Here is a 25,694-nt window from a genome sequence, read left to right as displayed (position 1 = left end):
TGCTTTCTTGGCACACAAAAATTCTATTTTTTTGTTATAGTTATTGTGTGTCCTTAAAACTCTTCTCATAGTCATTTTATTTCCTCCTATTTTTTTATTTGAAATGATAATAGCAAATTTAATCCCTTATTGTCAAACTTTTTTTCAAATTTTATAAAATAAATTGCTGAATTTTTTTAAAAATACTATAATAATACTAAAATAAAAGAAAATAGAGGTATTTTATGAACTTAAACAAATTCTTACTTATTAATCTTTTTAGTAAATTAAAATCAGAATCTCTTTTTTTAATAGCAACTTTTTTTGCTATTATCACAAGTTTTATTATTCTTCCTAAGTTTTCATATATTGATACACATGTATTAATGATTCTTTTTAACCTAATGGTTGTAGTAGAACTTTATAAAAAAGAAAATGTTTTGGATTTTATAGCTATTAACTTTTTAAAAAAATATAATAGTCAAAGAATTATATGTGCTGCATTAATTATTTTAGTTTTTTTCTTTAGCATGTTTCTAACTAATGATGTTGCTCTTATAACTTTTATTCCATTAACTATTATAATTGGAAAGAAATCTAATTTTTCAACTTTAAAAATAGTTATTTTAGAAACTATTGCAGCCAACTTAGGAAGTGCACTAACGCCTATGGGGAGTCCTCAAAATATCTATTTATATTCTAAATTTGCTCCAGCTCCAATTGAATTTTTTAAAATTACTTTTGGTATATCTACCATTGGCCTTGTTATTTTATTACTTGTTAATTTTTTTACTCCTAAAGAGGAGTTAATTTTTGAACTTGAAACTCCTATATTCAAAAAAAATATCAATGTTTTTGTTTCAACAGCTATATTTATCTCCGTTTTGTTAAGTATATTCTTTAAACTTCCAATTATTTATATCACAATTTTTAATATTGGGTATTTAACTTATAAAAAAGAAAATATTTTTCAAAAAATAGATTGGATTCTTTTAGCTACTTTTATTAGCTTTTTCATTTTTATTGGAAACTTATCAAATATTGAATTAATAAGATCCTGGATGTTTAATTTATTATCTGAATCAACGCAAGTTTATTTCACAGGGATTATTCTAAGTCAATTTATAAGTAATGTTCCTGCTGCAATTTTAATATCTGAATTTACAACTAAATGGCAACCTCTTTTACTAGGAGTTAATATCGGTGGTCTTGGAACTTTGATTGCTTCTTTAGCTAGTTTAATTTCATATAAACTTTATATTAGTGAATTTCCAGAAGAAAAAAGAAAGTTTTTTATTCTTTTTTCTATTTTAAATTTTTCTATTTTAATTCTTATGGGAAGCTTATTTGCATTCTTTATTTAAATAAAAAAACTAGCCTTAAGGCTAGTTTTTTTAAAATTCTAATGATTCTCCTTGAGTTGGAAAATAATATTTTATACCATGTATATTATTCTTTAATAGTTCTTTTTTTATATTCTCTCTCGTATTCTCACTCTTTTTTAAACTAGGCTTTATATGAGTTATAACTACATTTAATCCCTTTAATGTCCCCTTACCTGAATATTTTTCTAAAACCTTAAACTCTTCATTTATCCATCTTGGTGATAGATGTCCAAATAGACCTTTATCATCTTTAGAGTTATCAAAGGATGATTCTATCATTATCGCTTTCAGTTTTTTATCTTTTATCAAAGGTCCTAAAACTTTAAAACTCTCCTCTAATCCATTACTTTTTTCCACTTTATCCGGTCCTACATCTCCATAATATACTATATATTCATCGTTATTTTCCAATAAAAACATTGTTGATTCATAATTGCTATGACTTAATGGAAATGCAGTAACCTTTAAATTTGTACCATTTAGATCTTTAATTTTATTTGGTTCTAATACCTGATATTTATACTGATTTAATTTAAATCCCTCACCTTCATTTGAAAAATTTGGCCAAAGTTTCCAATTAAATACATTGTTTTTTAAAGTTTCAATTGTACTATTCAATCCATAAATATCCTTTGCAGTGTCTTCTGTTGATGATATTACTAACCCCGATATATGATCTAAATGTCCATGAGATATCAGATATCCTTTTATTTTCTCTCTAAAAATATATCCAATATCACTCCACTCTGTATCTTGAGGTATAGTTATATTCTTAAAACTCTCTTTTTCTAATCCACTTTTTATTCCAGGAAGTACTGTTCCTGCATCTAAAGCTATAAAATTTTCATCATTTTTATCTCTTATAAGATATCCAGAAATACTTCCGTCCATTACTCCACCGTCACTTCCCAAAGTAATAATTTGAAACCCTTCAGCATAAGATACTAATGATGAAATAAAAAAAATTGTTGATAATAATTTTTTCACTAAATCCCTCCAAAATATTATTAATAAAAATATTATAAATTTATTTTAACATTATTAAAGGAAATTTTAAACCTAATAAGAAGAATATGTTAAAGAAATTAAAGAGGTGATTTTTATGTCAAAATGTTGTAACAAACCTAAAGTTGAACTTCCTAAAACATGTGTATGCTCTACTGAAAAAAAAGAAACTCCTCCTGCTCCAGATATATTAGATCCAAATGTTGAAGCTGAAGCAAGTGAAGTCAGAGGCGAAGAAGATCAAGAGAAAAACGATTAAAAAAGAGGACTTCTGTCCTCTTTTTCATTTATACTGTCTTCAAATAATTAGCTGCATTTATTCCTGCTATTGTTCCATCTGAAACAGCTGTTGCAACTTGTCTTATATCTTTACAACAAATATCTCCTGCTGCAAATACTCCATCTATATTTGTTTTCATTTGAGAATTTACTTTTATAAATCCATTTTCTAATTCTAATTTATTATATTTTTCTGTATTAGGAGTTGCACCAGCATAAACAAACACTCCTGCTCCTCCACATTTTATCTCTTTTACTTCTTTTGTCTTCTCATCAGTAATTTCTAAACTTTCAATTTTATCTTTACCATTTATTTTTGTTAATCTTGAATGTAAATATAATTTTACATTTTCTAGTTTTTCTAATTTATTTTTAAATTCAGCTATTGTTCCCAATGAATCTTCAAAATGAATAATTGATAACTCTTTTGCAAATTGAGCTAAATAAATAGCTTCTTTTATAGCTCCATCTGCGCCACCAACTACAAATATATCCTTCCCTGCATATTCTTTTCCTTCTTTCCAAGGATTTGAACAAACACCCTTTCCTCTTAATTCATTTTCTCCTGAAATTCCTAATTTTCTTGGTGTTGTTCCATTTGCAAGAATAATTGTTTTACCTAAATAAATATTTCCAGACTTTGTTGATACTTTTTTTAATAAATTATCTAAATCTATTTCTATAACATCTTCTTTTAATACCTCTATATTATAAACTTTTAATTGACTTTCTAATTTGTTTTTAAAAGAATCTCCTGTTTCACAATTATCCACAGATAAGTAGTGTGTCACTGAAGAAACTTTACCTACTGTTCCACCAATTTCTTCTTTTTCTAAAATTACAGGTTTATATCCACGACTTGCAATATATACTGCAGCACTTACTCCAGCAGGTCCTCCTCCAATTATAATTGCATCATAGAAATTTTTTGTTTCATTTGTCATTTTCAACACTTCCTTTTAATCTGTTTTGTAAAAATATCTTTCTTAAGTTATTTATATCACATTTTGAATCACGAGTCAACTTTTTTAAAAAAATTTGTATGGTTTAAAAAACCATACATTTAATAATATAAATCGATAATATTTATTTCACTAGTACTATTTACTCTGTATGGTATTAACCAAGAACTAAATCCTGCACTCACTATTGTATGAGTTATTCCAAATACTTTATATCCGTGATAATTTTTATACATCTTTTTCACTATTAAGTTATAAGGAAAAAATTGTCCTCTATGAGTATGTCCACAAAGCTCTAAATCAATTTTATTTGTAATTGCCTCATCTATTGAATTTGGATTGTGGTCCAATAAAATTGTTGGTAAATCTGTATCTATCTTTTTTTTCAAATATGCTATCTTTTTTCTTTTTTTATTTGTTATATCATCTCTTCCAATAATATTTATTCCTTCAACTTTTAAAACACTATCCCTCAAAATTTTTATTCCTAGATTTTCAATATATTTTATATTTTCCTCTATTCCTCCATGATATTCATGATTTCCTAAAATCGCGTACATTCCGTACTTAGGTTCAATCTCTCTAAAACTAGCTGTAAAATTTGCTTTTATATCTTTACAACTAAAATCAACTAAATCTCCTCCGATTAATAATATATCCGGTTCTTCCTCATTCATTCTTTTTAATGAGTTTTCTATATTCTCTTTATTAGTTAGAGCTGATAAATGTACATCTGATATAAACGCTATTCTCAATTTTTTACCATTTTTATATCTTTCTAATTTTATCTCACTTTTTATTACTTTTGCCATTGAAAAATTATAGTACGCATATATAAAAAATATTGGAAGTACTATAAATGCTATAGTTACTATGTTCAATTTGCTTAATCGATAAAAGTAATTTACTACGCCTAAAATTACTAATAAAAAAAATATATAATGAGCTATAAAAATATAGTTTCCTAAAAATCTACCTAAAAAAATATTTCTCCTAAAAAAAGTTCTTCTAATATAAAAAATTGGTAAAATTGCCAATAAAAATATAAAGTTTATTAAAAACAATTGTTCCATAATTTCTCCTTATAGAAAATGACTAATAAAAGCTTTAAGTCCCATTAAAACTAATATTCCTCCTCCTAGATACTCTGTTTTATAACTTATTAAATGCCCTACTTTATGCCCTAAATAGACACCTAAAGAAGCTATTAAGAAAGTTATTATTCCTATTATTTCTATAGAGTAATATATATTTAAATTTGGAACTAATGAAAAGGAAAAACCAACAGCTAAAGCATCTATACTTGTTGCAAATCCTAATAAAAGTAAGTTTGAAGCCATATCACACTTTCCTTCTTCCTCACACTCTTGCTCTTTCCAACCATCAAAAATCATTTTTCCACCAACAAATAATAATAATATTGTTGTTATTATATAATCATATTGTGATATTTTTTCTGCAAAAACACCACCTATCTTCCATCCTATATACGGCATTAAAGCCTGAAATCCTCCAAATACAAGTGCGATTTTTAAAATATTTCTTTTTCTTAATTTTTTCATTGCTAATCCTTCAGTTAGTGATACAGCAAAGGCATCCATAGCCAATCCTATAGAAATTAATACAAGTGATAATATATCCATCATTTCCTCCAATAAATTTTTTCAATTTTTATATTATACATTTTCTTTTGATTTTTCTCAATTTATTTAATAAAAAAAGAAGAGAGTTCCCTCTCTTCATAAATTTATACTATTAAATTTAAAATTGATAATCCACCTATTACCCATAAAGCTACATTTATTTTTTTTATCTCTCCTGCTGCAATATGAGTTATTATATATGCAACAAATCCAAAACTTAAACCTATACTAATGCTATAAGTTAAAGGCATCATTACAATTGTTATAAAAGCAGGGATTGCTAGTTTCATATCTGTAAAATCTATATTTCCAATAGATTTAAACATAAATACTCCCACCAATACTAACGCTGGAGCTGATGCATATCCTGGTACTATTCCAACTAATGGTGTAAATAATAAAGCTAATAAAAATAATCCACTTGTTACTAAAGAGGCTAAACCTGTTCTAGCTCCAGCAGATATTCCTGCTGCTGATTCTGCAAATGAAGTTACTGTACTCGTCCCTAAAACTGCTCCAATTAATGTTGATGATACATCAACTTGTAGCATCCTCTTTAAACCTTTAGCACCTTCATCCCCTTGTACTAATCCCATATTTTTGTAACAAGCCATCATAAATCCAAGGGAATCAAATAGATCTATAAACATAAATGAAAATATTGAACCTATTAAAGATATTTTTAAAGCCCCTAATATATTTATTTTCATAAAAATTGGACTTATTGATGGTGGCATTGAAATAATTGCTTTTGGAATATCAACGATTCCAAAAAACATCCCTATAACTGTTGTTGCTGCAATACTTATTAAAATACCGCCTCTTACCTTTTTTATTTCACAAATAGCCATAATTGCTAATCCTAAGATCCCTAATACAGTTGGTATTGAAAAATCTCCTAAACCTACAAATGTAGCCTCATTTGAAACTATTATTCCCATGTTTTTTAAACCTATAAAAGCTATAAATAACCCAATTCCTGAAGTTGCTGCTGTAGAAACTACACTAGGAATAGCATTAGCTATTTTTTCTCTTATTCCACCTAATGTCATAATTAAAAAGAATAGTCCTGATATGAATACAACACCCAATGCGTCTTCCCAAGAAACTCCTTGTCCTAAAACTAATGTATAAGTGAAAAATGCATTTAACCCCATACCTGGTGCTAAAGCAAAGGGAGCATTTGCCCATAAAGCAGCAATTCCTGTTCCAATAGCTGTTGCTAAACAAGTTACTGTTATAAGAGCACCTTTATCCATCCCAGCTGCAGAAAGAATTGCAGGATTTACGAAAACTATATATGCCATTGTTAAAAATGTTGTAAGACCACCTAAAACTTCTGTTTTTATTGAACTTCCTCTTTCTTCAATTTTAAAAACTTTTTCTAATATATCTAATGAAATATTTCTTTTTGTTACTATTTTTTCCACTTTACAATCCTCCAACTATATTATATCTATTACAGGAAATCTGTTTGGTAAAACTATTTTTGCCTTAGTTTTTATCTCCTCAGATTTTATTTTCACTTGCTCTATTAAATTACTCTCGTTTAAAACTAAAATTTCTCTATTTTTCATTAACCATTTTCCATTACACATTGTTGATTCAACATTTTCACTTGACATTGTATAAACAATATTAGCTATTGGATCATGAAGTGGTAAAGAATGAATTGTATTTGGATTTAAAATTATTAAATCTGCTTTTTTACCTACTTCTAGACTTCCTATTTCTCTTTCTAATAACGCGCACTTAGCTCCATTTATAGTAGCCATTTCTAATACTTGTTCTGCTGGTACAACTTTTGGATTTAATGTTCTTCCTTTATGAATTAAAGAAGTTAAATACATCTCTCTCATCATATCCATTCTATTGTTTGAAGGTGCACCATCTGTTCCAATAGATACGCTTAGCCCTTTTTCAAGCATTTCTGGTATTCTTGCAAATCCTAATACAACTTTCATTGCCGCTGCTGGATTATGTGATACCTTTACATCATATAATCTAAATAAATCTATCTCTCTATCTGTTAACCACACTGTGTGAACAGCTAATAAATTTGGTCCTAATGCCCCTAACTTATGAAGATGTTCAACAGTTGAATTTCCTCTATTTGTTTTCACATAATCATTTTCTGCTGCTATTTCAGCTATATGCATATGAATTCCTGTATTCAATTCATCTGCTATTTTTTTAGTTTTAATTATTAAATCATCTGAGTTATTAAAAATAGTTCTTAAACCAAACCAAATTTTTATTCTTCCATCTGCTGTATTATTATATTTATCAAATAGTTCTTTTTGTACTTGAATCTCTTCATCCGCTGTTTTTATCCAATTTGTAGGTAATCCAATCCCTTCATCCATAACTGATTTTGATAAAGCTGCTCTTATTCCTGTATTTTTTACCGCCTCAGCCATTGCTTCTACATACTGACCTCCTGCTTCTAAAAATGTTGTGACTCCAGATTTTATCATTTCTACACAACAAGCAGTTGAAGAGATTAATGAACTTTCATAATCAAAGTTACTCTCATAAGGCCAAACTCTTTCTCTTAGCCAAGTTAAAAGATCTACATCATCAGCTATTCCTCTTCCTAGTTGCTGAGATAGATGAACATGTGTATTTATTAAACCTGGTAATACAATTTTCCCTTTTGCATCTATAATTTCTGCAGTATCTATAATTGATTTTTCATCAACTTTTCCAATTGCCTTTATTAAATCGTTTTCAATTAAAATTGAACCATTATTATATATCTCTCTTTTCTCATTCATTGATACTACATATGCATTTTTTATTAAGATTTGTTTCACAAAAAACCTCCATTTTTTAAATAAAAAAAGTGTAAACTCTATCTGGGATAGAATTTACACTTAAAATTAAATTTAAAATATTTAACATATTTTAAAAAATTATAGTATAAGCTCTTCCCATAGCGTCCTGATTTAAGGTTAGGACGTAGAAACTTTTGGACCATATTACCAAAATATATGAGTAAACTTTTTTATTTTAATAATACCATATTTGTATTTAAACTTCAATATTCTTGTGAAAAATTATCTATTATTTTTTTTGTTTTATATATGTTATAATCTAAATACATTTTTATATTAAAAATAAAGGAGATTTTTATGAGAAATTTATCTTATACTAAATATATTGGTATCAGTTTTATTTTAAGTTTTCTTTTAGGCTGTAGTGCTATAATGACATCTATTGGTAATAATAAAATTTCTAATGCTATAAATATATATAACTCTAGAGGAACGACAACGGATGGAACCTTAGAACTAATATCTGGATTAGACTATTCTTCTGAATCTCAAGTTGGAATATCTCAGTATCAAAAACAATATTTTGAAATAACAAATACAAAAAACAATATTTTAAAAAATAAATATTTTACTAAACAAGATATAAACGCACTTAACTTATATCTTCTAACTATTGAAGAGTTTAAAAAGATACATACTAAATTTCCTACTATAAAGATTGATTATAATGATTTTAATAATTCCAAAGTTAAAATTACTAAAATTTTTGAAGACTTTGTTTTAAAAGATGAAAAGCTCTACATAAGTCGTAATCAAAAAATTCAAAATATAAATTTTTATAAAAAAATGAATAAATATATAAATAGTTATATCATTAATAGTACTATTTCAAATTTAGAAAATGATGTAACTATAAATCTTTATGTAGGATCATCTTTTAGAGGATTTTCTCAGCTTGATTATCTTCTTACAAATTCTTTGATGTATGCCTCTGACATGAATATAAATAGAAACCTTGGTAATTACATAATTTTTAGAGGTTTTAACTCTTTTTTAAAACCTAATTTTAAAAATTATTTTATAGATTTTAATTTTTCTAATGTGTACACAAGAACTCTAGAAACAAAAGAGGAAATCAAAGAAAAAGAAAAGCTTTTTATTATTCGAAAAAAAATTACAGTTAGTGGTTATTATAAAATTTACAGTCAAAATTCAGCTCCACATACTAAATATTTTGAATTTAGTGAAAACTATACTCTTAAAATGAGAGAATATAATAATTCTACTTTTTACGATGACGAAAGAGATATCTTAAAAAATATTTTAGAAGATAAATTCTCAAATATTATTCGTTATGATTTAGATAATTTAATAAATATCAATTAAAAAAAACCAGATTTCTCTGGTTTTTCTTTTTTACTAATATATTGGAAGATAAATCTCCTCATAATCTTTTTTTATTTTTAAACTTTCTATAGCCCCTAAAACTTTTTGTTTTAAATATTTAGAATCTATATTTAATCTCTCTATATCTTTAGATACTTCATCATAGTTATTTAACGAATTCTCCAAGACTTGAATCGCACCTTTATAATTTTTATTTCTCCAGTGATATAAACCCACAGCTATTAATAAGAGATTTATTGATACATGTTTTCTTGTCTCACATTTGGTTTCTTCTATCCAAATTTCTTCTAGGATTTCATGACATTTAAAAAAATCTCTTTGAATTTGAAAAGTATCCATAAACTCCCTATATTTTTCTTTATTTTTCATTTAATATTTCACCAAAATTATTTGTTATCCATGCTTCCAATTTACTTTTTATTTCTTGAAGCATAAATATTTCATCTAAAGGTAAGCCCACAAATTTTCCATCAACAATTGCGCTACTTTTTACAAAATCATACTCTTCAACTTCTGTAAATCCAACTATATTGGCATTTTTTTTAACCAAGGCATCATATACTGGTTTCATTCCATTAACAAAAGTAGCTGCATAAAATCCTTGATTTCCTCTTCCTATAATTCCAACTGATTTATTTTCAAAATTAACTTTTGAAATAACCTCAATTCCATCTTTCCAATCTTCATGGGGTTCTCCAAAACCATAAGTTGGAACTATAAAAATTAAAGCTTTATATTTTTTTAAATTTTCAATAATCTCTGTATCTGCTATCTTGTATATATCACAATTTTCTTTTAATAAATCTTTTATCAAAGTAGCTGTAAACTCACTCTTTCCTCTAGCACTACTATAAAATACACCTATCTTCATTTATCACACCTCCATCTACACCTCATAAGTATAGTATTTTAAATGTGATTTTTCAATAGTTTAATTTAAATTTTTTCACTTTTTTCTTTATTTACTTTAAACTCATTTAGAACTTCATTAAATAATTCCTTATTAGTGATTAAATCATATGCAGTTCCAGCTAAAATTTTTGCTCCTAATATTATAGCATTATGAGCTTCTTCACTTTTTCCTGCACACAAAAATTCATCTGAATGAGATGAGGTTCCTTGAGGTACAAAGGCTACTCTTATACAAGATCCAGGCACATGATACATTACGTTTCCAAAATCTGTAGAACCTGTTTTCTCTCTAGGGGGAGATAATCTAGGAGCATTAACCAATTCGGCATTATCCATAAGGATTTGATTAAGCTTCAAAACAGGGATTTTATTATTTAACCTTTTTGTTTCTATAATCTCATAATCAGTTTCCGTCATAAGAGATGCACCTTGTACCACTTTTTTGAACCTTTCAATAACATGATTTAAATAAGCTCTATCATAAGATCTTATACTAAACTTTGCTTCTGCATATTTAGGAACAACATTTGCAGGCCCTCCTGCATTTGTTATTGTATAATGCATTTTTACATCTTCTCTTACATGCTCTCTCAAAAATTCAATCCCTTGAAATAAAAGGATTAATCCATCTAAAGCACTTCTACCTTTTTCTGGAGCTAAAGCTGCATGAGACCTAACTCCATGAAATTTAACTGTAAAATTTGAAAGCGCTAGTGATTTTACATCTGTTGTTGTATCTGGAGCACCATGCATCATTAAAGCAACATCTATATCATTAAAACAACCATTTTCTAACATTTTTACTTTTGCACCTAGTGTCTCTTCGGCTGGTGTCCCATAAACTACAATTTTATAATTTTTATCTTTTAATTGATTTTTTATACTTAAAGCAGCTCCAACTATACTTGGTCCTTGCATATGATGAGCACACGCGTGTCCCATTCCCTCTAAAGCATCATACTCACATAATAAACCAATAGATGGTCCATTTTGTCCAACTTCATAAACTGCTCTAAAAGCTGTTTCAAATCCACCTATTCCAGTTTCTATTTTAAAATCATTCATTCTTAAAATATCAATTATCTTTTTTGAGCTTTTGTATTCTTCTAGTCCAATTTCTGGATTATCAAAAATAAAATCCCCTAAATCAATTAAACTACTTTTTAACTCCTCAACATTTTGTAAAATCTCTTGCTTCATAACTTTCTCCTTTAATTAAAATGGACCATATCCTATCCAATTTGCGATTATTATAAGTATTGATCCTGTTACTATCCATATTAAAAATAATTTTCCCATATATTTCATCCAATCTTCATAAGATACATTAGCTATTGCTAAGAATCCCATCAATGCTGACGATGTTGGAAGAACATAATTACTAAATCCATCACCGAAATTAAATGCTAAAACGGCTGTTTGTCTTGTCATTCCTATCATGTCTGCTACTGGTAACATTATTGGCATTGTTACAGCTGCTTGTCCACTTCCTGAAGTAACTAAACCATTTATAAATAATTGCATTAAGAACATTCCAATAGACTGTAATACGTGTGGTAAAGATGCCAACATATTCCCTAAATAATAAACAGCTGTATCTAAAATTTTACCATCATCTAATATTATAGAAATTGTTCTTGCTATTCCTATTATTAAAGCACCAAATACTAATGCTTTTGCTCCGCTTACAAACTCTTTTGCAATTGTACTAGGTGAAAATCCATAAGCTAATCCTCCTAGAATAGCCATCCATATAAATAGTGCAGCACTTTGATTTAATCCCCAATGCCATGCTGCTCCACCGTAGATTAATAATCCAAATAATCCAATTACAATTGCCAATACTAAATAGTGTCTGTTCTCTATTTCTGGCATAACATTTTCACCATTTTCAATGTTATTTTCTAATTTTTCTAAATCTCTAACTACACTTAATTCTGGGTTTTTCTTTATTTTTTTAGCATAATTTAATATATAAATATTTGTTACAACTAAAAATACAACTAAACAGAAAATTCTATAACCTAATCCTGAAAACATCGGTAATCCTGCTAAGGCCTGAGCTACACCTGTTGTAAAAGGATTAAATGTTCCTGTACTAAATCCAATTGCTCCTCCTAAAGCTACCATAGAAATTCCTACTATTGCATCATACCCCATAGATCTTGCTAAAATTATTGCAACTGGTGCAAATCCAATAAATGTATTAACTCCCATACTCATACATGCTACTGCAAACACTGTTGTAAAAGCTGGTATTAATAACTCATCCTTATTCGAAAATACTTTAGTTACTTTAGCTGTTAATGCTTGGAACATACCTGTTTTTATAATTACATGAAATGCTCCTCCAACTATTAAAACTAAAAATATTATACTACTTGATTTATTTAGTGCATCTACAATTTTAAATGGAATATCTAAAAAATTAACTGGTGTATTTTCTATAAAAGCAAATTGATCTGCAACAATAATAGTTTTTCCTGTTGCAACATCCTTTATCCTTGGAAAATGTCCTGCTGGAACAACCCAAGTTAATAACGCAGCAAAAATAATTAATCCAAAAATAATTACATACGTATGTGGAAAACTCATTTTACTTCCACTTTTTTCTTTTTTACTCATTTTACCCTCCAAAAATGTTTTTAAAAAATTATTTTAAACAAAAAATGTTTATTTACAATCATAAATATACTACGATATTTTTTTATAGTCAAGTTTTTTTTTGAACCATATGTTCTATTTCTTCGTCTTTTTTTCAGGATTTTACATATTTATATATTTAAAAAAATATGGTAAGCTATATTATAAATATTTTTTAAGGAGATTCTTATGATTGATTCTTTACAAAAAAGAGTTGCAAATAAAAGTTTAACAAAAACTGAAACTATTATTGCAGATTTCTTTTTCCATAATGAAAATAGAATATATTTTTTAACATCTAGCGATATTGCAAACGAATTACAAATAAGCGATACTTCTGTGATTAGATTTGTTAAATCTCTAGGATTTAATAACTTTAAAGAATTTAAAGATAGTTTAAAGCAACAAGTAAGTGATAAAATTCTTACTCCATCTGAAAAATTAAGTTTAAACGAAGAACTTTTAAAGAAAAATAATTTAATTGAAACGTTTACGAACTCAATCTTTAAAAACATTGAAGAAACAATAAATATAAATTCCTATGATAAAATTTCAAAAATAATTGATATACTTTTTAACTCTAATAAAAAATATATTATAGGTTTTAAAAGTGTCTCTGGAGCCACATCATTTTTCGGCCTACGTTTAGGTTTTATATTAAAAAATGTTATTACACATAATCAAAATAATTCTGAACTTATAAAAAATATAGTTGATATTCAAAAGGGTGATTGCTTGTTTATAATTGCTCATCCTAAATATTCAAAAACTTATCCACTATTAATTGAAATTGCAAAAAAAGCTGAAGCAAAAATTATTATAGTTACTGATAAATCAACATCACCTGTTGCCAATACTGGAGATATAACTGTATTTACAGATATACGAGGTATTAGTTACTTTAATTCAATTATTTCGACTCAAGCATTACTAGAATTTATACTAACTTCTATGAGTAAAAATTTAGATGATGACTCTAAAAAGCGTCTAGCTTATATTAATGAACTTTTAAATGAAAATAAATAATTTGGAGGATATATGAAAAAATTAATACTTACAGGACTTTTACTTAGCAATTTACTTTATGCTAACAACTCATTACTTATAACTCAGGAACAATTAAAAGAGCAACTTATCCCTTCTTTAACAAGTAGTATTGTTTTTGAAAAATTCAAACCCATTTTAGCTAGAGAAGGAAAAATAGGTGAAACTATAAAAACATATACTAAAGATGGATTAGAAACAATAAATCAAGTTACAATTCCTAGCTATATTGTTAAAAATACAACGGATGCTAAAGAGGAATATATTGTAACTAAAGATAAATTTGAAAAAAGATATACTTTTTTAAAAAAAGAAAATAAAACTTGGAGTTTCTTTAAACCAATTGGTGAAATTAAAGTTGTTAAAATTAAAAATAATAATGATTTTTTTATTCTAGCTCCATGGGGAGAAAAAATGATTGTTAAAAAAGATGACTTTTTAGTTTCTCCTCTTGATTATTCTGAGATATATAGAATCGCTAATAAAGAGTTCTTTGAAACATATAAACCAAAAGATATATTACAAAAATAAAATTATAAAAGGATTTTTTTATTTTTTTAGTATTTCATTATATAATTTAATTTTAAGAGGTGATTTTTATGTGGAAAAATTTAGGACCTATTGTCGCTTTATATCCTACTCCAACCGTTATTGTTGGTATGATTGATGAATATGAAAAAGTCAATTGGATTAATATTGCCCATATTGGTATAATTGGAAATGACTCTATTTTATTAAGTATACAAAAAAATCATTTTAGTAATGAAATTATTAAAGATAAGCTTGCTGTTTCTGTTAATATTGTAACAGAAGATATGCTTGAAGCTGCTGATTTCGTTGGAATTGTTAGCGGCAGAAAAGTCGATAAATCAAATGTTTTTGATTACACCATAGGAATAAGAAATGTTCCTATGATAAATATTTCCCCTGTTGTTATGGAGTGTGAAGTTACTGATAATTATGAAACAAAGGAACATAATCAATATATTTTAAAAATCAGACATACTCATATTAAATCTGAAGTTCTTGATTCTGAAGGAAATATTAATTATGATATTTTGAAACCTATTCTTTTTGAAATGCCTACTAAATCCTATTATAAATTAGGAGAAAAAGTTGGCAAGTGTTGGAAATTAGGAGAAAATTTTTCAAAATAAAAAGCCCAAAAGGGCTTTTTTTATTTTTTAAATGTATCTTTTTTAGATTCAAAAGCTTTTAGAGTATTTCTAAGCTCTCCATTTACACTATTTGCATGAAATGTTGATCCTGCCAAAGAATCGACTGGTAACTCCTCTGCATTTTTTCCTTTATATTTATTTATCCACTCTTTATCATGTACATTTTGATGTTTCTCATTTGCATCTGGTAAATAAAAATCTAAAAGTTTCCCTTCTGGTGAAATAATTGTTATTAATGCCTCATGTTTATTATAAGATTTTACATGTGTTAATCCTGCATATGCAACTACTTTTCCATTATTTTCGATTGTTGTAAAATTATAATACCCTAGATTTGGTGCTTCATAAATCTCCCCTAATTTATCATATTTTATTCCTGAATCTTTAATAGCTTTTTGAATTTGAGGATTATAGTTCTCTATTGAATACTTTGACAAATCCTCTGATTTAGCCTTATATGCAAAAGCTAATTGTGATAAACAGAAAATCATAAATAATACTTTTTTCATTTTTTCCTCCCGTTTTTAATATGATATGATCCATTATAACATAAAAAATATAATATGTAATTTTTATAATACTTTTTTCTTAAAAGCTATTTTTATAAAATAGTTGAATTAATATTCAAAAAGTTGTAAAATACTAAAATCGGATATGTTCGAATAAAGGAGATAGAAATGGAAAGAATCACAAAAAAACTGAACGAAATTGAAAATCAATATTTAGAACTTGAAAACGGTATTATCGATTATACTAATAATATCATTAAGTCACCTGATTTAAAGAAAAAAGGTTCTAAATTTGGAATTTACGAACAAAAAGGTAAAAAAATGATGTTAAGACTTAAAGCTGTTGGTGGAGAACTTTCTACACAAAACTTTAAAGATTTAGTAGATATTATGTTTAAACAAAACATCCCTTTTTTGCATCTTTCAACAAGACAAAATTATCAACTACATGAAGTTGATTTTGATAAAGTTAAATCTACTATTGAGCTTTGTAATAATAAAGAGATGTATTTCAGAGGTGGTGGTGGAAATACTTTCAGAAGTATTTTAGTCTCTACATATACAGGTGTTGACAAAAAAAGTAATTTTGATGTTATTCCTTATGCTAAAATGATTGAAAATGAAGTTTTTTTTATTGATAAAGCCTTTGATTTTGGAAGAAAATTAAAAATTGGATTTTCTAATAGCTCAGATGATGAATTTGTAATGGCTGTACAAGATATGGGATTTGTAGCTAAAGAAATCAATGGTAAAAAAGGCTTTAAGGTTTTTGCTGGTGGTGGAATGGGAAGAGGAAGTAAAATTGGACACATTTTACTTGAATTCTTACCTGAAGAAGATTTATTAAAAGCAGTTAAAGCTATGATTGAGCTTTTTTATGATCGTGGTGATAGAGTTAATAGAATGCAGGCTAGACTTAGATTTTTAGTTGAAAAAATTGGAATAGATGGATTTAGAAAACTTTTCTTAGAATATTTTAATAAAGAATCTGTTGAAAATGGTATTATTAAACCTATTGATTACGCTAACTTTATTCCTAATTTAACTAAATTTGAAATAAATAATACTGATGAAAACTATAACCAATGGATTGACTTCTGTGTAAAAGAAACTAAATTTAAAGATATTGTTTCTTTAGTTCTTTATGTAAAAAATGGAGATTTATCAAAAGAGCATGCTCAAAAATTAGCTAATCTTTTAGATAACATAAACTCTCCTATTGTTAGAGCTACTATTAACCAAAATCTAGTTATTCCTATGGTACATAAGTCAGCTTTACCATATATTTATGAGTTTTTAAATAATGAAATTCCTGAAATTGTAAGTGAATCTTTTTCAATAAGAGGCCAAATTAGAGCTTGTGTTGGATCTACAGTTTGCATGATTGGAGTTCAAGATTCTGTTTCTATAGCTGATTCAATTGCTGTTGAATTAGATAATTTAGCTAATCTTTATCCACAATATAGAAAAATTATATTTAAGGAAGCTAAGAACATAAGAATCTCAGGATGTCCTAGTTCATGTGCTGGTATTCCAGTTGCTCCTCTAGGATTTATTGGTTTAAAAAAGAGAATAAATGATGTTTTAACAGACTGTATGCAAGTTTATATGGGTGGAATTTTAACTGAATCTATTCAATCTCTTGCATTTGAAATACCTAACTTGATTATTCCTATTGATGAAATTCCATTACTTGTTAGAAGATTATTTGAAGACTATCTAGAGATGTTACAAGTTTATGATTTAACTTTCACACAGTATATGTATGAAAGAAGACTAGAAGAGTTTTAAAAAATAAAGAGAGAGTTCACTTTCTCTTTATTTTTTATTTATTTTTGAAAATATTTTTTTATTTATATTTTTATTTAAAATATTTTTCTAATTTATCTTGACTTATATATTTTTTTAATTTAAAATTACATTAAAAGAAATTTAAGAGGTGATTATTATGTTGGCTGAACATTCTAAAAGTAAAAAAATTTTCGATAATGGTTTTCAAATTGCTAAAAATGCTGATTTAGCATCTAAAATATACGGTAAAGAAAATGTAATTAATGCAACTTTAGGAATCTTTTATAATGATAATGAAGAGATGCACACTTTAGATATTGTTAATAACGAATATAAAAATTTATCAGACAAAGATCTTTTCAATTATTCTTCAAGTATAAACGGTGAAGAATTATTTATCGATGCTGTTAAGCAATATATTTTTGGTAAAAATCATATTAATATTCTTAAAAATAATTTTTGTGAAGTTATTGCAACACCTGGTGGTAGCGGTGCTATATATAATACTTTTAAAAATTATATAAATCCTGGTGAAGTGGTTCTTCTTCCTAACTATATGTGGAGCTCTTATAAGCTTATGAGTAAAGAAGTTGGTGGCGGATATCAAACTTACTCTCTTTTTAATAAAAAAGGGAAATTTGATTTAATTAATTTTAAAAATTCAGTTATAGAATTAGCTAAAATTCAGAAGAATTTGGTTGTTGTTCTTAATAATCCCTGTCATAATCCCACAGGATATACTTTATCATCTTATGAAATAAAATCTCTTATGAATATTTTAAAAGAAGCATGTACTCTTTGCAATATTATTTTAATTAATGATATTGCCTACATGGATTTTAACAATAAAAAAAATGATTTAAGTGTGTTTTATCAAAATCTTCCTAGTAATCTTCTTATGATGATTACATTTAGTATGTCAAAATCGTTTTGTTGTTATGGTCTAAGAGTCGGAGCACAAATAGCAATCTCTTCATCAAAAGACACTATAGATAATTTTACAGATGCAAGTCTTTATACTTGTAGAAGTGTTTGGTCTAATATCTCAAAAGGAGGAATGACTCTATTTAGTAATATTGTCTTAAACAGAAAGAAGTACAGACAACTTTTATTAGAACAAGGCTATATGAAAAATATGATTAAAGAACGTTCTGAAATCTTTTTAGGTGAGGCTGCAGCTGTTAATCTTAATATCTTACCTTATAAAAGTGGATTTTTCATAACAATACCCTTTTCAAAAGGTTTAGAAAAAGAAATTGAATTAAAATTAAAAAATGAAAATATTTTTGCAATAATTATTCCAGGTGGTATTAGGATAGCTATTTGTAGTATACCAAAGCATAAAGTTTATAATCTCGCAAAAAAAATAAAAATAGCAATTTCTTAAAAATAAAGCAGGAGATAGTTTTTAAATTATCTCCTGCTTTATTTTATATAATTATTTTATCTAATTCTTTGTTTACTTTAGCGTTTTTTAAACTAATAACTATTAATGCCAAAATAAAATTTAAAATTCCTATACTATATACCAAGTACATATTATCTAACTTTAATCCTTCTGGTGCAACTAAAAAATAACAAGTAATCATTGCGCTCATAAAAGCTGCTGGTATTCCTGCCACCCAATAATTTCTTTTTTTCTCTATAAAATAATATGTGCATGTCCATAAACCTAATGTTGCTAGCAATTGATTTGTAGATGCAACATATCTCCAAAGAGTATTAAATCCAAATTGTGATAAAAAACCAGCTAATAAAAATAATGGAATAGCTACTATTAATCTATTTTTCAATGAGCTTTGATTATAATTTAAAACTTCAGCAATTGTAACTCTTGCACTTCGAAAAGCTGTATCTCCTGTTGTGATTGGTAAAGCAATTAGTCCAAACAGTGTAAACACCAGTCCATATTTTCCTAAAAGTCCAGTGATCATTTTGCTAACAGCTACCATTCCCCCTCCACTTCCTGCTAACCCTTCTACTCCATTAAAAAATCCTAAAGATATAGCTGCCCATGTCAAAGCTACAAAGCCCTCTAAATACATAGCTGCCATAAATGATTTTCTTCCATCTTTCTCATTTTTTAAACATCTTGCTACTAAGACAGATTGTGTCGAATGAAATCCAGAGATTGCTCCACATGAAATAACAACAAACATATAAGGAAATATTGGTAATTTTTTAGGATGCATATTTTCTAAAGTTACTTCTGGTATTTTTACTCCTTTTATTAGCATTGCTCCAATTAATAAAAACATCATTAAAACTAAAGCTCCTCCAAACAAAGGATATACTCTTCCTATAATTTTATCAATAGGTAGAAGTGTAGCTACTATATAATACCCTACAATCAAAGTTAACCAAATCTCTTTGTTAATTCCTGTAAATGATTGTAAAATCTCTGCTGGACCTGTAATAAAAGCAACTCCAACTATAATTAATAATATAATTAAAAAATATTTAGTAAAAAGCTTTGCTCTATTTCCCAAATATTTTCCAATTAACTCCTGCATATTTTCACCATTATTTCTCATAGAAATCATTCCCGTATAATAATCATGAACTGCTCCTGCAAAAATAGTTCCAAATACAATCCATAAAAAAGCTGAGCTGCCCCACATAGCTCCTGCTACGGCTCCAGTAATCGGCCCTAAACCTGCTATATTTAAAAATTGAACTAGAAAACTTTTAATCCAATTCATTTCTACAAAATCTACTCCATCAGCTTTTAATAAAGCTGGTGTTTCTCTATTATCTATACCAAAATTCTTTTCTAAATATTTTCCATATGTTAAATATGCAACAATTAAAATAACTACACCAATAAAATAACTTTTCATAATTTCATCCTCCTTTTTACTCAACTATAGTTAACCACTCTCGATACTTTTCATTTTCACCCTCAACTATTTTAAAAAACTCCTCTTGAATTTTCTTTGTTATCTCACCTCTACTTCCACATCCAACTTTTATATTATCTACAGAACTAACTGGTGTTATCTCCGCTGCTGTTCCTGTTAGAAATATTTCATCAGCTAAATATAAAAATTCACGAGGTAAAGTTTCATATTTTACTACTAATCCTAAATCTTTAGCTATTTTAACTACTACATCTCTTGTTATTCCTGCTAAAGATGAAGATGCCATTGGTGGTGTTAGAAGTTCTCCATTTTTTACAAGAAAAATATTTTCTCCACTTCCTTCACTTATATTTCCAAAATAATCTAATGCTAATCCCTCTTCAAATCCCATGTCCAATGCTTCCATTTTTATCAATTGAGAACTTAAATAATTTCCAGAAGCTTTAGCTAAAGCTGGTAAAGTATTTGGTGCAGGTCTTCTCCATGAAGATACACATACCTTTATTCCATTTTTCAGTCCTTCCTCACCTAAATAAGCCCCCCACTTCCAAGCTGCTATTATAGCTTCTACTGGATTACATGTTGGATTTACTCCAAGCTGATTATAACCTCTAAAAATTAGCGGTCTAATATACCCAGCTTCTAATTTATTTGTCTTTATTGTATCTAAAATACCTTTTATAAATTCATCTTTAGTATAAGGAACTTCCATTTTATAAATTTTACAAGAATCATATAATCTGTCTATATGTTCTTTTAATCTAAATACTGCTGATTTCCCATTTTTTAATTTATATAATCTTATTCCTTCAAAGCATCCAGACCCATAATGTAGTACATGTGATAATACATGTACTTTTGCATCATCATGCTCTTTTAATTCTCCATTAAACCAAATTCTTCCTGTCTCAATCATATTAACTCCTCCCAAATTTTTATAAATAATAAAAAAGGCTTGAAATCTACATAGACTCAAGCCTTAAAATACTTTTTTATCGCTCAAGCCTTAAATTTATACTAAAATAAGGCTTGAATACTTAGAAGAAAAATCTCATCTAACACCAAACCATAGAGCTTATTATTATTATCAGTACTAATAAAAAGTTTACTTTAAATTTAGTGTTCATTTTTTTCCTCCTTTTGTTTTTTTATTAAGACAAATAATAAACTATTTTTTTATAATTGTCAACTTTTTTTGAAAAAATATTTTTATTTTTATTTTAACTATAATTTTTTTGTTATTTTTTTAACAATATCTTGCACAAAAAAGAATTTCTTGATATTATTTATTTAGCTCATATATACCTCAAATACGGTGAGGAGTCTCTACAATCAACCTTAAATTGATTACTATGGCTTATTAATATAAAAGTTAATAACTATTTATGTAGAGTTTTGGGTATACTTTATTTAGGAGGCAACACAAAACTATGAAAAAATTTATCACAACTTTTTTACTACTATCTTCAATCACTTTTTCAAAAGAAACTATTTTAATTCAAGGTGCTATGGATATGGAGGTTGATTATTTAATAAAAACTCTAAAAAATCCAACTAAACAGCATATAGGTTCTTGGACATTTTGGAAAGGAAACCTTGGAAAACATGAAGTTATTGTTTCTAGAACAGAAGTTGGCTTAGTTAATGCTGCAGCTGCTACAACTATTGGTATTGAAAAATATAAACCAACAATTATAATTAATCAAGGAACTTCTGGTGGACATGATTTTTCTTTACATACTGGAGATATAGTCCTAGGAACTGATATTATAAACATTGGAGCTATTCGAACTGAACGAAAAGAAGAGGGCGTTCCAGAAAATATAAGAGATGGGATATTTTTTGATGTAGTTCAAAGACTTAGAGATTCTAATAATAATCTTGTTACATATAAAAATTTTTCAAGCAACTCAAATTTAATTGAAATTGCTCAAAAAACTAGTTATTCTAATGGAAAAATCTCTTTAGGTGTTATCGGTTCCGCTGATCAATGGAACAGAGAAATTGAAAGAATTAAATATTTAAATACAACATTTAAAACTCAAACTGAAGAGATGGAGTCAGTTGCAGTAGCCCAAATTGCGAAAGCTTATGATATTCCTTTTTTAGCTATAAGAGTTTTATCAAATACAGAGATACACAATGAAGAATTTAATCCTAAGACAGCTCTTTGGTGTCAAGAGTTTACTGTTAATGTTATAAATAATATACAATAAAAAAAGTCGCAATTGCGACTTTTTATTTTATTATTATTTCATTTAATTTTATTTTTTCTATTATAACTTCTAATTTTTTTAAATTCTCGTCACCTATTATCTCTTTTGTATTTCTAAAATCTGGTGTTCCTACACCATTTTCAGATAATCCGTAATAAGAATCTCCTCCTTGAAACTCGTTATTCAAGATAGATTTAACTGTATTATAAACTGCTATATCTACATTTTTCATCATAGATGTTAACACTGTTCCTTTTATAAAATCATCTTGATCTGAGTCAACTCCTATAGCATATATGTTATTATCTTTAGCTGCTTCTAAAACACCTAAACCACTTCCACCAGCAGCATGGTATAATACATCTGCTCCTTGCTTTATCTGAAGAGTTGCCATCTCATTTGCCTTTAAAGGATCATTAAAAGCTGTTGTTCCACCAATATATGCACTCAAAATTTTTATATTTGGATTTATATACTTTGCACCTTGTTCATAACCATTTTTAAATTTATTAATTAAAGGCATATCTATGCCTCCCACAAAACCAATTACATGATTCTTACTCATCATGGCTGCTAAAGCTCCCATTAAAAAAGAACCTTCATTCTCTTTAAATAATAAATTTTTAATATTTTTTTCATTTGTTGTATTATCAATCATTGCAAATTTTATCTCAGGATAATCTCTCGCTACATTTTCTACAGCATCTTTCATAGGAAATCCTACTCCTATTATAAAATCATACTCTGCATCTGCATATTCTCTTAAAAACTCTTCATCCTCTAAAGATGATTTTGGCTCAACATACTTAAAATCTATTCCTAAATCTTTTTTAGCCATTTCTAACCCTCTATATGCTGAATCATTAAAAGATTTATCTCCTAATCCTCCTGTTGATAATACTAATCCAACTTTTATATTAGCAAAACTCTCAGTTTTTTGCCATGTAAACACAATAAAAACAATTAATAAAAACTTAAAAATATTTTTCATAAAAATAAAAACCTCCAATATTGATTTAATCCATAATTTATATGAACTTAAATAAAAATTGAAAGTTTTCAACTTTAAAATAAGCCCATAGTAAGTTATTTACGGTAACTTGTAGAGACGTTTCACCATATTTGAAACATATATAGGATTTGTTATTATTATATATTATATTTATAAAAAAGTATAGTTTTTTAATATATTTCATTTTTGTTAAATTATTTTTATTTTATTTATTTTTAAAAATATTTTTTTATTTTTTCTTGACTTATTGAGTTTTTTTTCATAAAATTTAACTAACCAATATATCTTAGGAGGATTTTATGAATCAAGAAATTTTTATAGGTAGAAATAGTGCGATTTTAAATTTTTCAACAAAATATTGTGATACTTCTGAAAATCTTTTATCAAGTTTAGCATTTAAAAAGGTTCTTTCTAAATATATATATTTAATTAACACTAAAAATACATCCATTTATCAATTTTTAAAAAAAAGTTGCGAAGATGACATAAGTGAAACTCTAGTTAAATTTTTTAAACTTCTTATCGTTTTAGATAAATCTGAGGTTTCTAAATTAAACCCAGTTTATGCTAATCTTCTATTAAATGAAACAATTCTTTTTGAATTTATTGAAGGTCTATATTCTTATTGGAGAAAATTTGAAAGATATGCTATTATTCGTAATAAAAATACAAGCTTAGGATTACAAAATATTAATTTTATTGACTCTATGAATAGTTTTACAAATTTAATTTTAAAAACTTACAGATTAGTTGAACAAAATATTTTAGGTGAAAATCACAGAGTTTATAGACAACTAAATGCAGGAGTTAATGCGGGACTTATCTTAAATAACGCTCCTTGGAAATGTCCTAAAGAATATTCTTTTTTAGAAAGAATTCCCTTCACTGAATCAATAGTATTACAACCACCTTTTATAACTTATCCTAGAAAAAATACACGAAAAGGTATTTTTTGTGAAAATAGAGAAAATCCTATTGAAAATTTAACTTTAAATTTAGATAATTGGATTTGCTTTCCCGCTAAAGTTGGTGAATTATTAGCTTTTGTATATTTTGATATGAATTTTATGGCTCAAGGCGTTACTCTTTGTAATCTTTTTGAATTAGCTAAAAAAGAGGAATATCTTAATAAAAAACCCGATATTATATATATGTACGGTGTTAAAGACTTCCATACAGAGATGAGAACTGAATTTTTTAAAGATTTACAAAATGATATTATGATTGGATATGTGAATTTTAATGAAGGTATTGATTATTTTGGGTATATGAAAAAAATGATTTTAACACTTCATAATTTAAAAATGATTGATGCTGGGTATCTTCCAGTACACGGTGCTATGGTTAATTTAACATTTAAAAATGGATTAGAAAAAAATGTTATTATTATGGGAGATAGTGGGGCTGGAAAATCTGAAAGTTTAGAAGCCTTTAGAAAATTAAGTGAATCTTATATCAAAGAAATGAAGATTATATTTGACGATATGGGAGTCTTAAAACTTGATGAAAATACTTTAACTGCTTCTGGAACAGAGATTGGAGCTTTTATACGACTTGACGATTTAGATATTGGATATCCTTACAAAGAAATTGATCGAAGTATTTTTATGAATCCTGATAAAATAAACTCTCGGATTGTTATTCCAATATCCACTCATTCTGATATTATAAAAAAATATAAAGTTGATATGTTTTTATATGCTAATAATTACGAAGATGGAGAAGTTTTAGAATTCTTTAATTCCTCTTCTATTGCTAAACCTATATTTATTCAAGGTGCACGAAATGCTAAAGGAACTACCAATGAAATTGGAAAAGTAACATCATATTTTGCTAATCCATTTGGTCCTCTACAAAGAAAAAATGAAACCGATATATTAATTAATAAATATTTTGAAAAAATGTTTGAAGATAAAATTTTAGTAGGACAGATTAGAACATGTTTAGGTATTCATGGACTAGAAAAGGAAGGGCCTGAAAAGGCCGCTAAAAAATTATTTGAATTTATTATTAAATAATTCTTGCTTTTTTATAAAATTTGAATTATAATTCAAGTGTTGAATTTTAATTCAGTTTTGTCTTGAATTCACA

24 protein-coding genes and 3 riboswitches are annotated in these 25,694 nt (G+C 26.9%); of the genes, 10 read left to right on the top strand and 14 right to left on the bottom strand.

The genetic code is table 11. The features are described 5' to 3' along the window. Positions 1–224: 224 nt before the first annotated feature. Positions 225–1,343: an SLC13 family permease gene (locus H5J23_RS05965; RefSeq protein ID WP_185891309.1), complete on the top strand. Its 1,119-nt coding sequence runs from the start codon at positions 225–227 to the stop codon at positions 1,341–1,343. A gap of 30 nt (positions 1,344–1,373) precedes the next feature. Here H5J23_RS05965 and H5J23_RS05960 read toward each other — a convergent pair whose 3' ends face one another. Beyond that, positions 1,374–2,351, bottom strand: coding sequence for an MBL fold metallo-hydrolase (locus tag H5J23_RS05960; protein WP_185891307.1), 978 nt, complete (start codon positions 2,349–2,351; stop codon positions 1,374–1,376). A 115-nt stretch (positions 2,352–2,466) separates the two neighbouring features. Between H5J23_RS05960 and H5J23_RS05955 the strand changes: the two genes are divergently transcribed. Then, positions 2,467–2,628: a hypothetical protein gene (locus H5J23_RS05955; RefSeq protein WP_023052178.1), complete on the top strand. Its 162-nt coding sequence runs from the start codon at positions 2,467–2,469 to the stop codon at positions 2,626–2,628. A gap of 28 nt (positions 2,629–2,656) precedes the next feature. Here H5J23_RS05955 and H5J23_RS05950 read toward each other — a convergent pair whose 3' ends face one another. From H5J23_RS05950 to H5J23_RS05930, 5 genes are all read right to left on the bottom strand, one after another. Then, positions 2,657–3,592, bottom strand: a complete 936-nt coding sequence (locus H5J23_RS05950; protein ID WP_185891305.1) for an NAD(P)/FAD-dependent oxidoreductase — start codon at positions 3,590–3,592, stop codon at positions 2,657–2,659. A 119-nt stretch (positions 3,593–3,711) separates the two neighbouring features. After that, positions 3,712–4,683, bottom strand: coding sequence for a metallophosphoesterase (locus H5J23_RS05945; protein WP_023052180.1), 972 nt, complete (start codon positions 4,681–4,683; stop codon positions 3,712–3,714). 9 nt (positions 4,684–4,692) lie between these two features. Then, positions 4,693–5,253 carry a manganese efflux pump MntP family protein gene (locus H5J23_RS05940; RefSeq protein WP_040406450.1) on the bottom strand — a complete coding sequence of 187 codons (561 nt, stop codon included), beginning with the start codon at positions 5,251–5,253 and terminating at the stop codon, positions 4,693–4,695. A 104-nt stretch (positions 5,254–5,357) separates the two neighbouring features. Next, positions 5,358–6,683 carry an NCS2 family permease gene (locus H5J23_RS05935; RefSeq protein ID WP_370523822.1) on the bottom strand — a complete coding sequence of 442 codons (1,326 nt, stop codon included), beginning with the start codon at positions 6,681–6,683 and terminating at the stop codon, positions 5,358–5,360. A 15-nt stretch (positions 6,684–6,698) separates the two neighbouring features. Continuing rightward, positions 6,699–8,069 (bottom strand): amidohydrolase, encoded by a 1,371-nt coding sequence (locus H5J23_RS05930; protein ID WP_023052183.1) that lies wholly within the window; start codon positions 8,067–8,069, stop codon positions 6,699–6,701. A gap of 100 nt (positions 8,070–8,169) precedes the next feature. Next, a riboswitch (purine riboswitch) is annotated at positions 8,170–8,270 on the bottom strand. A 117-nt stretch (positions 8,271–8,387) separates the two neighbouring features. Here H5J23_RS05930 and H5J23_RS05925 point away from each other — a divergent pair. After that, positions 8,388–9,416: a hypothetical protein gene (locus H5J23_RS05925; protein ID WP_185891304.1), complete on the top strand. Its 1,029-nt coding sequence runs from the start codon at positions 8,388–8,390 to the stop codon at positions 9,414–9,416. A gap of 33 nt (positions 9,417–9,449) precedes the next feature. Here H5J23_RS05925 and H5J23_RS05920 read toward each other — a convergent pair whose 3' ends face one another. The 4 genes from H5J23_RS05920 to H5J23_RS05905 all read right to left on the bottom strand — a co-directional run bounded on the left by H5J23_RS05920 (position 9,450) and on the right by H5J23_RS05905 (position 12,974). Beyond that, a complete protein-coding gene (locus tag H5J23_RS05920) occupies positions 9,450–9,806 on the bottom strand; it encodes a DUF309 domain-containing protein (protein ID WP_185891302.1) in 357 nt (118 codons plus the stop codon). Then, the gene (locus H5J23_RS05915) at positions 9,796–10,308 is read right to left on the bottom strand and encodes a flavodoxin domain-containing protein (RefSeq protein WP_023052186.1); all 513 of its coding nucleotides are present in this window, start codon (positions 10,306–10,308) and stop codon (positions 9,796–9,798) included. Before H5J23_RS05915 ends, H5J23_RS05920 begins: the two co-directional genes overlap by 11 nt. 65 nt (positions 10,309–10,373) lie before the next feature. Further along, entirely contained in the window at positions 10,374–11,549 is a 1,176-nt protein-coding gene (locus H5J23_RS05910; protein ID WP_023052187.1) for a M20 family metallopeptidase, read from the bottom strand. A gap of 15 nt (positions 11,550–11,564) precedes the next feature. Further along, positions 11,565–12,974, bottom strand: coding sequence for a YfcC family protein (locus tag H5J23_RS05905; RefSeq protein ID WP_185891300.1), 1,410 nt, complete (start codon positions 12,972–12,974; stop codon positions 11,565–11,567). Positions 12,975–13,181: 207 nt separating this feature from the next. Between H5J23_RS05905 and H5J23_RS05900 the strand changes: the two genes are divergently transcribed. From H5J23_RS05900 to H5J23_RS05890, 3 genes are all read left to right on the top strand, one after another. Continuing rightward, complete coding sequence (locus tag H5J23_RS05900; RefSeq protein ID WP_185891299.1) at positions 13,182–14,018, top strand: MurR/RpiR family transcriptional regulator; 837 nt, start codon at positions 13,182–13,184, stop codon at positions 14,016–14,018. A gap of 12 nt (positions 14,019–14,030) precedes the next feature. Continuing rightward, positions 14,031–14,567, top strand: coding sequence for a hypothetical protein (locus tag H5J23_RS05895; protein WP_023052190.1), 537 nt, complete (start codon positions 14,031–14,033; stop codon positions 14,565–14,567). Positions 14,568–14,635: 68 nt separating this feature from the next. Continuing rightward, on the top strand, positions 14,636–15,193 hold the full coding sequence (locus H5J23_RS05890) for a flavin reductase family protein (RefSeq protein ID WP_023052191.1): 558 nt from the start codon (positions 14,636–14,638) through the stop codon (positions 15,191–15,193). Between the two features lie 20 nt (positions 15,194–15,213). On the opposite strand, the gene H5J23_RS05885 is transcribed toward H5J23_RS05890, so the two are convergent. Continuing rightward, complete coding sequence (locus H5J23_RS05885; RefSeq protein ID WP_185891297.1) at positions 15,214–15,723, bottom strand: hypothetical protein; 510 nt, start codon at positions 15,721–15,723, stop codon at positions 15,214–15,216. Positions 15,724–15,891: 168 nt separating this feature from the next. Between H5J23_RS05885 and H5J23_RS05880 the strand changes: the two genes are divergently transcribed. Together H5J23_RS05880 and H5J23_RS05875 are read left to right on the top strand one after the other, a co-directional pair. After that, positions 15,892–17,514: a nitrite/sulfite reductase gene (locus tag H5J23_RS05880; RefSeq protein ID WP_185891295.1), complete on the top strand. Its 1,623-nt coding sequence runs from the start codon at positions 15,892–15,894 to the stop codon at positions 17,512–17,514. 157 nt (positions 17,515–17,671) lie between these two features. After that, positions 17,672–18,901, top strand: a complete 1,230-nt coding sequence (locus H5J23_RS05875; protein ID WP_023052194.1) for a pyridoxal phosphate-dependent aminotransferase — start codon at positions 17,672–17,674, stop codon at positions 18,899–18,901. Positions 18,902–18,944: 43 nt separating this feature from the next. Here the strand turns inward: H5J23_RS05875 and H5J23_RS05870 are convergent, their stop codons facing one another. Together H5J23_RS05870 and H5J23_RS05865 are read right to left on the bottom strand one after the other, a co-directional pair. Beyond that, positions 18,945–20,354, bottom strand: coding sequence for a carbon starvation protein A (locus H5J23_RS05870; protein ID WP_040406452.1), 1,410 nt, complete (start codon positions 20,352–20,354; stop codon positions 18,945–18,947). 16 nt (positions 20,355–20,370) lie between these two features. Continuing rightward, complete coding sequence (locus tag H5J23_RS05865) at positions 20,371–21,291, bottom strand: branched-chain amino acid transaminase (RefSeq protein WP_185891294.1); 921 nt, start codon at positions 21,289–21,291, stop codon at positions 20,371–20,373. Positions 21,292–21,650: 359 nt separating this feature from the next. Continuing rightward, positions 21,651–21,748, top strand: a riboswitch (purine riboswitch). A 57-nt stretch (positions 21,749–21,805) separates the two neighbouring features. Here H5J23_RS05865 and H5J23_RS05860 point away from each other — a divergent pair. Next, positions 21,806–22,591 carry a 5'-methylthioadenosine/S-adenosylhomocysteine nucleosidase gene (locus tag H5J23_RS05860; protein WP_023052197.1) on the top strand — a complete coding sequence of 262 codons (786 nt, stop codon included), beginning with the start codon at positions 21,806–21,808 and terminating at the stop codon, positions 22,589–22,591. Positions 22,592–22,613: 22 nt separating this feature from the next. Here H5J23_RS05860 and H5J23_RS05855 read toward each other — a convergent pair whose 3' ends face one another. Next, positions 22,614–23,582, bottom strand: coding sequence for a BMP family protein (locus tag H5J23_RS05855; protein WP_185891292.1), 969 nt, complete (start codon positions 23,580–23,582; stop codon positions 22,614–22,616). Positions 23,583–23,650: 68 nt separating this feature from the next. After that, positions 23,651–23,748: riboswitch (purine riboswitch) on the bottom strand. A gap of 154 nt (positions 23,749–23,902) precedes the next feature. Here H5J23_RS05855 and H5J23_RS05850 point away from each other — a divergent pair. Beyond that, on the top strand, positions 23,903–25,621 hold the full coding sequence (locus H5J23_RS05850; protein ID WP_023052199.1) for a hypothetical protein: 1,719 nt from the start codon (positions 23,903–23,905) through the stop codon (positions 25,619–25,621). Positions 25,622–25,694: the final 73 nt, after the last annotated feature.

Source organism: Cetobacterium sp. 2G large (genome assembly GCF_014250655.1).
GTDB classification, from domain to species: domain Bacteria; phylum Fusobacteriota; class Fusobacteriia; order Fusobacteriales; family Fusobacteriaceae; genus Cetobacterium_A; species Cetobacterium_A somerae.
The sequence above is the reverse complement of the archived record's forward strand: the minus strand, read 5'-3'. Positions and strand labels throughout refer to the sequence as shown.